Consider the following 10962-nt stretch of genomic DNA (forward strand, 5'->3'; position numbering starts at 1 on the left):
GCCCGACCCACTGCGCTTCACCGGCCGGATCAGCACGGGCGCCCCGAGCCGGCCGGAAGCCGGGAGCCCGCCGGAGGAGTCGCCGTCGGCCCGGCTGACCGACGTGCGGGTGGGCCGACGGCTTCGGGTGGACGAGCTCACCCTCCACCACGGTGCCCGGCTGCTGATCCGCGGGCCCAACGGTGCTGGCAAGTCGTCCCTGTTGAAGGTGCTCGCCGGGGAGCTCGCGCCCGACTCCGGCGAGGTCGAGCGACACGGCCTCGTCGGGTACCTGCCGCAGGACGTCCCCGACACCGACCGGCGCCGCAGCCTGCTCGCGGCCTTCGCCTCGGACCGGGCCGGTACGCCGGAGGAACACCGGGAGCGACTGCGCTCACTCGGCCTCTTCCGCCCGTCCGACTTCGACCGTCGGGTCGGCGCCCTCTCGGTCGGTCAGCGGCGGCGGCTGGCACTGGCCAGGCTGCTGTGCGAACCGGCCGACCTGCTGCTGCTGGACGAGCCGACCAACCACCTCGCCCCCGATCTCGTCGAGGACCTGGAGGAGGCACTGGCTCAGTACCCGGGAACGCTCGTGGTGGTGTCTCACGACCGCCGGCTGTGCGAGCGCTTCACCGGCGAGCAGCGGGAGATGCGAGCCGGCCGCCTGGCGGCCTCCGCGCTCACCGACCGGCCCTGAGCGGCGCCCGGCGGCACAACCGGAGCCGCCGGGCGGAGGCGACGAATCGCTCCCGCCCGGCGGGGAGATGAGCCCGTGAGTGGTGTGGCGGACCCGAGGGCCCTCAGCCGCTCCGGTCGGCGACAAAACGCTTGAGGCGGTCCAGGCCGACGTCGATCTCCTCGGGAGTCAGCACGCTGACCGAAAGCCGGAGCTGGCGCTGTCCACCGTTGCCCGCGTAGAAGTGGTGCATGGGTGTCCACAGGACACCGAAGCGGCCGGCCGATACCTCAAGCGCGGAGTCGTCCGCCTCGAACGGCACGGTGACCACCACGAACAGGCCGCCGGTCGGGTCGTTCCAGCGGACTCCCGCCGCCGGATCGGGGAAGCGCCGGGCCAGCCCGTCGAGCACCGCTCGGCGATTGCGCCGGTAGACCTCGGCGGAGGAGGCGCTCGCCCGCTCGAGACTGTGGCCGTGCTCCAGCAGCATGCCACCGATCACGGCCTGCGCCACCGAGGAGGTGTTGAGCGTCAACATGCTCTTGATCTTGGCTAGTTGGTCCGCGAGAAGACCGCCCTCCCAAACCGGCTGGTCGGCCACCAGGTATCCGATCCGGGCACCGGGGAACGCCGTCTTGGAGAACGAACCGACGTAGACGACGCTGGCCGAGCGGTCCAGCGCCTTGAGGGTGGGCGGTCGGCGACCGCCGTCGTGGAACATCGAGTACGGGTTGTCCTCGATGAGCAGCAGCCCCTCGCGTTCGGCGAGCCGCAGCAGCCTCTCGCGGTCGGCGGTCGACATCGTGGCGCCGCCCGGGTTGGCGAAGTCGGGAACCACGTAGCACGCACGCGGGTTGAGGCCTTCCGCCCTCGCCCGTCGCACCTCGGCCGCGAGCTCACCCGGGTCCAGGCCACCGCGGCCCTCCCGGACCTGTCGTACCGGCATCTCCACGAGCCGGGCGGCTCCGGTGAAGCCCACGTACGTCGGTGCGGCGGCGAAGACCACGTCGCGGGGATCGCGGCGCAGGGCACGTAGCAGCAGGACCATGGCCTCCTGGCATCCGGTGGTGACGACCACCGACGTCGGGTCCACGGCCAGCCCCTCGTCGACCGCGAGCTGACGGGCGACCAGGTCGGCGATGACGCCCTTGGTGTCCCCGTACTGGAACAGCGCGCGGGCCACCTGTTCCGGCGTGAACCCCCGGTCCTCGTGGAGGTGGCGCGTGTAGCGGTCCAGGTAGCGATGCAGCGCCTCGGGCGCGTAGTCGCCCTCGTAGGGGCGCCCGGCGGCGAAGGAGACAGCCTCGGGGAAACGGCCGGTGATCTCGTTGAGCAGTGTCATGGAGGTCAGCGCCGGATCGTTGAGCGAGGCGTGGAGGTCGTCGACGCTCAGCCCGGCGCCGACGGCGGGTCCGGTGCCGGTGCCCGCCGGGGCGGTCCGGACCAGAAGGTCGGTCACCGGCCCGGCGGTCGGGCTCATGCCGGCGCGCCGTTCATGGCGTCGACCAGGCTCTTGGGACGCATGTCGGTCCACCGCCTGTTGATCTCCTCCAGCGCGTTCTCCCGGCTGGTCGCGGTGACGACAACCGTCCAGCCCGCCGGCACCTCGGCGAACGAGGGCCACAGCGAGTACTGCTCCTCCTCGTTGATCAGCACGAGATAGGTGGCGTCGGCGTCCTCGAAGGGGTTGGTCATGATGCTCCTCGGTTGGGTCGCGGGGTCGACGCGGCCGGCGGATCGCGAGCCGTGCTGACCAGCCTGACCGGTGCCGCTGCCAACGGACTGACGCCGCTGACAGCGGCCCGCTACGCGGCGTCGGCCGCGGTCACCGTACGGCGGCCGCGGCGGCGGTCACGGTGGCCAGCACGTCGGCGACCACGGGCGCGGGCCGGGTGACGGGGTGGAAGTGGTCGCCTTCGAACGTCCGGTGGGTGACCGGACCGGCACCGGCCCGCTCCCAGCCCAGTGCCTCCCCCGCTGTCAGCTCCGGGTCGGCCAGCCCCCGATGGGTGGTGATCGGACTCCGTAGAAGGCTGCCGGGGACGAACCGGTAGGTCTCGGCGAGCTGGTAGTCGGCCCGCGCGGTGCGGAGCAGGAGGTCCCGCAGGTCCTGGTGTTCGAGCAGTTCGCTCGGTACTCCCCCCAGGCGTGCGAGTTCCGCGAGGACCGTGGCGTCGTCGCCCCGGTGCACGCCGCCCGGCCGCACCAGATGGGGTGCCGGCATGCCGGAGGCGACCAGCACCACCGGCCGGTGGCCGCGCGCCTGGAGCCGCAGGGCGGTCTCGAACGCGACGAGTGCGCCCAGGCTGTGGCCGTACAGCGCGAACGGCCGGTCCAGCAGCGGCAGCGCCGCCTCCGCGAAACGCTCGGCCAGTCGGCCCAGGTCGTGCTCCAGCGGCTCCCGGATCCGCTCGGCGTGGCCGGGGTACTCCGCCGCGTGCAGTTCCACCTCGTCCGGGATCAGGGTGTGCCAGGCCCGGAAGGCGGTGGAGGAGCCGCCGCCGTGTGGGAAGCACAGAAGCCGGAGCGTGGCGTGCGGCCGGGGACGGGGACAGCGGAACCACAGGGCCGGGTCGGTCGGAGTCATGCCGGCACCCTCTCCCACTCCAGGGAAGCGACCGCGTCGAGTACCCGACCGACGTCCGGAAGGTAGTGCTCCTCCAACAGGGGCGCCGGATACGGGACGTCGAAGCCGGTCACCCGCCGCACCGGCGCCTCCAGGTGGTAGAAGCAGCGTTCGGTGATCCGGGCGGCGATCTCCGCGCCCGGTCCGGCGAAGCCGTGCGCCTCGTGCACGACCACCGCCCGGCCCGTGCGACGGACGCTCGCGCACACCGTCTCGTCGTCGAGCGGCATCAGCGAGCGGAGGTCGACGACCTCCAGGTCCCAGCCCCGTTCCGCCGCCGCGTCGGCGGCGGCGAGGGCGGTTCCGACGGACGGGCCGTAGGCGACCAGGGTGGCGTCCCGGCCTCGCCGGCGCACGGCCGCCGTACCGAGCGGCCCGGTGTCCACCGGGAAGGCGACCCGTTCCTTCTGCCAGTAGAGCCGCTTCGGTTCCAGGAAGACCACCGGGTCGGGCGAGTCGATCGAGCGGCGCAGCAGCGCGTACGCGTCGGCGGCGTTGGCCGGGGTGACGACGGTCAGCCCGGGGGTGGCCATGTAGTAGACCTCCGAGGAGTCGCTGTGGTGCTCTACCGCGCCGATGCCACCGCCGTACGGGATGCGGATGGTCAGCGGCAGTCCGAGCACCCCTCGGGTGCGGTTGCGGAGCTTGGCGACATGACTGACGAGCTGCTCGAAGGCCGGGTAGGCGAACGCGTCGAACTGCATCTCCACGACGGGCCGGTAGCCGTAGACGGCCATGCCCACCGCGGTGCCCAGGATCGCCGACTCGGCGAGCGGGGTGTCGAAGCACCGTTCCTCGCCGAACTCGGCCGTCAGACCGTCGGTGATGCGGAACACCCCGCCGAGCCGGCCCACGTCCTCTCCGAAGACCAGAGTGCGCTCGTCCGCGCGCATCGCGTCGCGCAGCGCCGTGTTGAGTGCCACCGCCATCGACGTCTCGGACATCACTCCTCCTCGTGTGCCGCGGCCAGTTCGGCGGCCAGTCGGGCGGCCTGCTCGCGCAGATGCGGCGGCAGCTGGTGGTAGACGTGCTGGAACAGCTCCATCGGGTCCCGCCGCGGCGACTCGTCGAAGCGGGCGCTGAGTTCGGCCGCGAACGCGGTGGCGGCGGCCTCGACCTCCGCCACCGCCTCCGTGTCGAGCACCCCCTCGGCGAGCAGTCGCTCCTCAAGCCGGACCACCGGGTCCCGGTCGGCCCAGTCCTCCGCCTCGCCCTCCGGGCGGTAGCGGCTGTCGTCGTCGGCGTTGGTGTGCGCCTCCAGGCGGTAGGTGACCGCCTCGACCAAGGTGGGGCCGCCCCCTGACCTGGCCCGGTCGGCGGCCTCCCGGACGGCGTGGTAGACCTCCAGCACGTCGTTGCCGTCGACGCGCACACCTGGCATGCCGTACCCGGCGGCCTTGTCCGCCAACGTGCGGGCGGCGGTCTGCTTCGCGAGCGGCACGCTGATCGCGTACTGGTTGTTCTGTACGAGGAAGACCACCGGGGCACGGCGTACGGCCGCGTAGTTCAGCGCCTCGTGGAAGTCGCCCTCGCTGGTGGCGCCGTCCCCGATGTAGGCGAGGGCGACCACCGGGTCACCGGCCATACGCGCCGCGTCGGCGAGCCCGGCCGCGTGGAGGCACTGGGTCGCGAGCGGGGTGCACTGAGGTGCGGTGTGCTCGGCTCGTGGGTTGTAGCCGCAGTGGCGGTCGCCGCGGAACAGGCTGAGGACTTCGACCGGGTCGATGCCCCTGGTGAGCAGGGCCACGCTCTCGCGGTAGGTGGGGAAGAGCCAGTCGGTGGGGCGCACCGCGAGGACGGACCCCACCTGGCACGCCTCCTGGCCCCGCGAGGACGGGTAGACGGCGAGCCGACCCTGTCGGCTGAACGCGGTGGCCTGTCGGTTGAAGGCGCGGCCGACGACCATCGCCCGGTGTAGTCGCCTCCGCAACTCCGTCGGCAGTGCGGGCCGGGCCGGTGTCGCGTCCCGCACCTCGTACCCCGACAGAACGCTCATCGCCGGCCTCCCTCGGTGCGACCGGCGGCGCGGCTGATCCAGGTGCGCTCCAGGTTGGCGACAAGATCGGCACTGTACAGCCGCCGGGACTGTTCGAGTGCGTAGACGGCCATGTAGTGCCGGAACAGGTCAAAAGGCTCCTCGGCCAGACCGAGCGCGCGACGGTTGGCGGGCACCGCCGGGTTGGCCAGGTGTTCCGCCGCTCGGCGGACGGCGCCGTCCATGCGGTCGGCCGGCACCGCCTCGTCACAGACCAGCGCCGCCGCGGGGTCACCGGCGCGCAGCCGCCGGCCCCAGAGGATGAGGTCGCGGGCCAGCCGGCCACCGGTCAGTCCGGGAAGCCGCAGGTTGGCCAGGCCGGGAATCAGGCCCTCCTCCATCGCGGGGAGGCTGAACCAGGCGTCGTCGGCGGCGACGACCCGGTCCATGGTGGGCAGGATCTGCATGCCACCGCCGATCGCGAAGGAGTCGACGGCCGCCACCCACGGCTTGTCGGCCTCCGGCCCCCACCTGTCGTCCGCCGCCTCGTCCAGACACAGGCCCTTGACGAACTTGTTGATGTAGCCGGCCTCCCGGCGGAGGAAGAAGCCCAGGAAGGAGATCCGGCCGTGGTACAGGTGCGTCAGGTTGATTCCGGCGCTGAAGACCCGCTGGCCGCGGTAGGCCGCGTGGGACATGGCGGCGCCACGCAGCACCCCGACGTGGCTGGCCTCGTCGAGGAGCACCAGGTCGGTGCCCGTCTCCAGGGCCTCGACCGCGGCGTCGTCCTCCGCGTTCAGGTAGGCGTCGTTGCACAGCTCCAGAGACGCGACGCCGTCCTGCCGGGTGACCGTGGCCACCTTGAGGTCGGCCCGCCCGGTGCGCCGGTACTCGGGCAGCGCGGCCAGTGCGGCGGGGGTCGGCCGCAACATGGTCCGCAGCAGGTGCGAGCCCGCGGCACGGGAGGAGAACACCGCGTGGAAGAAGATGCCCAGGTCCACCTCCCAGCCTTCCTTGTCGCTCTGCCGCAGCGCGCCCTCGGCGGCCAGCCGCTCGGGGCCGGGGACCAGGCCGGGGAAGCGCTCGGCGGCGAGCGCGGCGAGTCGCTCCAGCCTGGGGTGCCGGGTCAGCCCGTCGGTGAGCTCCGCGTACACCTGCTCGACGTGCCGGGCGAGGAAGCGCCGGCGCAGGGAGCGAGCCCGCCGCAGCAGTTCTTCCGCGCGCCGCCGTTCCTCCGCGTCGCGGACCGCGGCCGGTGGCAGCTGGTCGATCCGGTCGACGAGTTCGAGGAGCCGGGAGGTGGCCGCCTCGCGGTCGGCCGCGAGGGTTCCGGCGCACAGGGGGTCCACGGAAGCCGAGCCGGGCCCGCCGGCGGCTGCCATGGTGTCCGCGGTGGTGGCGGTGTCGGCGATGAGAATGGAAGACAAGGGTCTCTCCGATCGGTTCGCGTGCCTCAGCGGGCTGTTGCGGTAACGGGCTGGAGGCCGGCGGGGCGGCGGTCGGCGCGGGCGGTCAACGTCCGTGCGATGGTCGCCAGGGAGTCGGGACGCGCCAGTCCCGCGTGGTCGGTGGGCACCCGGTGCTCCTCGATGTGACCGCCGATGTACGGGCGCCACAGCTCGGGCGTGAGAGCTGGATCGACGCGGTCCTCGGTGGCCGTGAAGAACTCCAGGTCACCGCCGAAGTGACTGGGCCGGTAGTGCTTCAGCAGTCGTGTGTTGTTGAGGAACACGGCGACCATCCGGGACACCGTGTCCTCGTCCAGGCTCGCGAGTGCGCTGCCGCTCTCCCGTAGCAGCGCCATGACCTCCGCCCGGTCCCACGTCTCGTCCTCGGAGCCCGGGTGGTCGACGCGGGCGGCGTTCAGCAGGATCGCCAGCACCTCCCGCTCGCCGACCTCGTGGCCGTCCGCGCCGTAGGAGCCCGGGTAGCCGTCGAGGACCGCGAGTTGACTCACCTCGGCACCGTCGGCCTCCAGACGGGCCGCGACGGCGTGGGCCAGCAGCCCGCCGAAGGACCAGCCCAACAGCTGGTACGGGCCCTCGGGAGCAGTCGCCCGGATCTGCGCGGCGTAGTCGGCGGCCATCTCGTCGAGGTCGCGGGGAAGTTCCTCGTCGCGGGCCAGCCCTCGCGCCTGCACCGCGTACACCGGCTGGTCGCGGTCCAGATGTGGCAGCAGCCCGGAGTAGGACCAGCCGAAGCCGCCCGCCGGATGCAGGCAGAACAGAGGCGTGCCGTCCCCTCCGGTGCGCAGCGGCAACACCACGTCCAGCGGGTCGGTGTCGCTGTGGCCGGCGTCGAGCCTGCCGGCCAGTGCCGCCACGGTGGGTGCCTCGAAGAGGACCCGCACGGGTATCTCCACGCCCAGGACCGAGTTGATGCGGCCGACCAACCGGGTTGCCAGCATGGAGTGCCCGCCCAACTCGAAGAAGCCGTCGTCGACGCCCACCCGGCTCAGGCCGAGCACGTCGGCGAACATCTCGCACAGCAGCTGCTCACGAGGTGTGCGGGGCGCACGGCCGGATCCGGCGGTGCCCCAGTCGGGTTCCGGCAGCGCGGCGCGGTCCAGTTTGCCGTTCGGGGTCAGCGGCAGGGTGTCGAGCACCACGAAGGCGGAGGGCACCATGTAGTCGGGCAGCCGGAGTTCCGCCTCGTCACGCAGCCGTGCCGGGTCCGGCGGGTTGGCGGGGTCGGCCGGCAACACGTACGCCGCCAGGGCCTTTCCTCCGGAACGGTCGGGGCGCGCGACGACGGCGGCACGGCCGACGGACGGGTCGGCGGCCAACGCGCCCTCCACCTCCGCCGGTTCGATGCGGAAACCCCGGATCTTCAGTTGGTCGTCGGTGCGGCCCAGGAACTCCAGTACGCCCTCGGCGCTGTGCCGGACCAGGTCACCGGTCCGGTACATCCGGGCGCCGGAGGTCTCGAAGCGCTCGGCGAACGGGTCGGCGACAAACCGCTCGGCGGTCAGGTGGGCCTGCTCCCAGTAGCCGCGCGCGAGACCGGCTCCGGCGATGTAGAGCTCGCCGGGCACCCCCGGTGGAACCGGGCGCAGCCGGTCGTCCAGCACGTACGCGCGGGTGTTGTCCAGCGGACGGCCGATCGGCACGCTGTCCGGAACCTGAGCCGGCCGGCGGAAGCTGTGCCAGGTACATCCCAGGGTGGTCTCCGTGGGCCCGTAGAGGACCTTGACCACGGTGTCCGGGCAGTGCTCCAGGACCTTCCGCACGGCGGTCGCCGGTACGACGTCACCGCCGGTCCACACCTGGGGCATCCCGGCGAAGACATCCGGTGCCTCGTCCGCGACCACGCCGAACAGGCCCGCGGTGAGCAGGGCCGACGTGACGCCCTCGGACGCCACGACCCGCCGCAGCGCACCGGCGTCCAGGTCACCCCTGGGCGCGACCACGATCCGGCCGCCGGACAACAACGGACTCCACAGCTCGTAGGTGGAGATGTCGAACGCGTACGGGGAGTGCATCAGCACCCGCGAGTGCGGGCCGGGCTCCCAGCAGCGGTCCACGGCCAGGTCGATGGCGTCGCTGTGGGTGATACCGATGCCCTTGGGCACGCCGGTCGAGCCGGAGGTGAACATCACGTACGCCAGCTGGTCCGGGCTGACGGACACGCCCGGATCGGACCCGGCCGTCTCCTGCCCGTCGATCGCCTCGGGCCTGTCACTCGCCTCCTGCTCGTCGGCCACCAGCGTGGGCACACCCGGCTCGGGCAGCAGCTCCAGCGAGGCCGTGTCGGTGACCAGGAGTCGCGCCCCGGTCGTGGAGATCACCGTCCGCAAACGGTCGGCCGGGTGGCTGGCGTGCAGGGGCACGTAGGCGCCGCCGGCCTTCAGGACGGCGAGCGTGGTCACCACGAGCTCGGCCGACCGCTCCTGGAGCACCGCCACCGGGCTCTCCGGGCCCACACCCGCGTTGATCAGTCGCCGGGCCCACCGGTTCGACAGCCGGTCGAGTTCGCGATAGGTCAGGGAACGGCCGTCGTCGCGTACCGCGACGGCGTCGGGTGTCCGGGACACCTGGGCGGCGAAGGCGGCGGGCAGCGAAAGACGGGAGCGTTCGGGTCGGAACGCGGTGTCGTTCCAGCCGACGACCACCGTGCGTTCCTCGTCGTCGTCCAGCACGGGCAGGGCACCGATCGGGGTGTCGGGGTCGGCGACGGCGTGGGTGAGCAGCCTCACGAACCGGTCCGCGATCGCCTCGGCGGTGTTCGCCTCGAACAGGTCGGTGCGGTACTCCAGCATCGCCTCGACTCCGGCGGGCGCGCCGTCGTCGGTGTACCGCTCCACCAGGTTGAAGGTGAGGTCGAACTTGGCGGCGCCGAGCTCCACCATCTCCGGGCGGGCCACGACTCCCGGCAGTTCCAGACCTCCGCCAGGGGTGTTCTGGAGCGCGAACAGCACCTGGAACAGCGGATGGTGCGCGAGCGACCGTTCCGGACGGAGATCCTCGACGAGCTTCTCGAACGGCAGGTCCTGGTGCGCGTAGGCGGCCAGGTCGGTGGCGCGGGTTCGGGCCACCAACTCGCGGAACGTCGGGTCGGCCGAGGTGTCCGTGCGCAACACCAGGGTGTTGATGAAGAGGCCGACGAGGTCGTCCAGGGAGTCGTCGGTGCGCCCGGCGATAGGGGTGCCGATCGGGATGTCGGTGCCCGCGCCCAGCCGGGTGAGCAGGGCGGCGAGCCCTGACTGGAGCACCATGAACAGGCTGGCGCCGCTCTCCCTGCCCAGCGTGAGCAACGCTCCGTGCAGGTCGGCGGGCAGCGTCCGCAGCACCGCTCTTCCCCGCCGCCCGGCGACCGCGGGTCGCGGCCGGTCGGTGGGGAGTGCGAGCTGGTCGGGAAGTCCGTCCAACGCCTCCCGCCAGTAGGTTCGTTGACGGTGCTGGACACTGTGGGGGTCGTCCTCGGCGCCGAGGAGTTCACGCTGCCACAGCGCGTAGTCCGCGTACTGGAGGTCGAGCGGGCGCCAGTCCGGGGCCCGGCCGGCCAGCCGGTCCCGGTAGGCGGCGGTGAGGTCACGGCCCAGTGGGGCGAGGGACCAGCCGTCGCCGGCGATGTGGTGCAGGAGGAGGAGCAGGACGTGTTCGTCCGGCGCGAGGGTGAACAGCGTCGCCCGCAGCGGGACTTCGGTCGTGAGGTCGAAGTCGTGGCGGGCCGCGGTGGTCAGCGCCGCCTCCAGTCCGTCCCGGGTCGTGTCCCGGGTGGTCAGCTCGGGCACCCCCTCCTCTGCCGGCAGGACACGCTGGTAGGGCGTGCCGTCGTGTTCCGGGAAGACGGTGCGCAGGCTCTCGTGCCGCCCCGTGACATCGGCCAGTGCCGCGCGCAGGGCCTCCTGGTCCAGCGGACCGGTGAGCCGCACGGCCACCGGCAGGTTGTAACTGGGGTCGGGGCCGCCGAGTCGGTTGAGGAACCACAGTCGGCGCTGCGAGTAGGAGAGCGGGACACGCTCGTCACGCTCGCGGCCGGGTTCACGTTCGCGTCGACGCGGCGCCGGGCGTCGTCCGTCGGTCGAGCGTCGCAGTGTCTTGGCGAGTCGGGCGACGGTGGGGGCCTCGAACAGGTCCCGGACCGCCAACTCCACACCCAGCACCGAACGCACCCGACTCACCAACCGGGTCGCCAACAACGAATGACCACCCAGATCGAAGAACCCGTCATCCACCCCCACCACCGACACACCCAACACCTCGG

At 72.4% G+C, this 10962-nt stretch carries 8 protein-coding genes; 1 reads left to right on the forward strand and 7 read right to left on the reverse strand.

Translation table 11 applies throughout. From position 1 onward, the window contains the following. A partial coding sequence (locus tag GL263_RS13065; protein ID WP_182855845.1) for an ATP-binding cassette domain-containing protein occupies positions 1-676 on the forward strand: 676 nt, incomplete at its 5' end. 103 nt (positions 677-779) lie between these two features. On the opposite strand, the gene GL263_RS13070 is transcribed toward GL263_RS13065, so the two are convergent. The 7 genes from GL263_RS13070 to GL263_RS13100 form a co-directional block, all read right to left on the reverse strand. Beyond that, positions 780-2114, reverse strand: a complete 1335-nt coding sequence (locus GL263_RS13070; protein WP_323379376.1) for an aminotransferase-like domain-containing protein — start codon at positions 2112-2114, stop codon at positions 780-782. A gap of 17 nt (positions 2115-2131) precedes the next feature. Further along, entirely contained in the window at positions 2132-2350 is a 219-nt protein-coding gene (locus tag GL263_RS13075; RefSeq protein ID WP_194377433.1) for an MbtH family protein, read from the reverse strand. Between the two features lie 130 nt (positions 2351-2480). Next, positions 2481-3242, reverse strand: coding sequence for a thioesterase II family protein (locus GL263_RS13080; RefSeq protein WP_182855847.1), 762 nt, complete (start codon positions 3240-3242; stop codon positions 2481-2483). Further along, positions 3239-4225 (reverse strand): alpha-ketoacid dehydrogenase subunit beta, encoded by a 987-nt coding sequence (locus GL263_RS13085; RefSeq protein ID WP_182855848.1) that lies wholly within the window; start codon positions 4223-4225, stop codon positions 3239-3241. Before GL263_RS13085 ends, GL263_RS13080 begins: the two co-directional genes overlap by 4 nt. Next, complete coding sequence (pdhA, locus tag GL263_RS13090; RefSeq protein WP_182855849.1) at positions 4225-5277, reverse strand: pyruvate dehydrogenase (acetyl-transferring) E1 component subunit alpha; 1053 nt, start codon at positions 5275-5277, stop codon at positions 4225-4227. Before pdhA ends, GL263_RS13085 begins: the two co-directional genes overlap by 1 nt. Further along, positions 5274-6683, reverse strand: coding sequence for an enoyl-CoA hydratase/isomerase family protein (locus GL263_RS13095; RefSeq protein ID WP_228456473.1), 1410 nt, complete (start codon positions 6681-6683; stop codon positions 5274-5276). Before GL263_RS13095 ends, pdhA begins: the two co-directional genes overlap by 4 nt. 26 nt (positions 6684-6709) lie before the next feature. Beyond that, on the reverse strand, positions 6710-10962 hold a 4253-nt coding region (locus GL263_RS13100), incomplete at its 5' end, for a non-ribosomal peptide synthetase (protein WP_182855850.1).

Source organism: Streptomyces durbertensis, from assembly GCF_014156695.1.
GTDB lineage: Bacteria > Actinomycetota > Actinomycetes > Streptomycetales > Streptomycetaceae > Streptomyces > Streptomyces durbertensis.

What these genes read in the sequence shown, in the direction of transcription:
- GL263_RS13080 (WP_182855847.1), bottom strand. Translation starts at nt 3,242, where the DNA reads ATGACTCCGACCGACCCGGCCCTGTGGTTCCGCTGTCCCCGTCCCCGG.
- GL263_RS13075 (WP_194377433.1), bottom strand. Translation starts at nt 2,350, where the DNA reads ATGACCAACCCCTTCGAGGACGCCGACGCCACCTATCTCGTGCTGATC.
- GL263_RS13085 (WP_182855848.1), bottom strand. Translation starts at nt 4,225, where the DNA reads ATGTCCGAGACGTCGATGGCGGTGGCACTCAACACGGCGCTGCGCGAC.
- pdhA (WP_182855849.1), bottom strand. Translation starts at nt 5,277, where the DNA reads ATGAGCGTTCTGTCGGGGTACGAGGTGCGGGACGCGACACCGGCCCGG.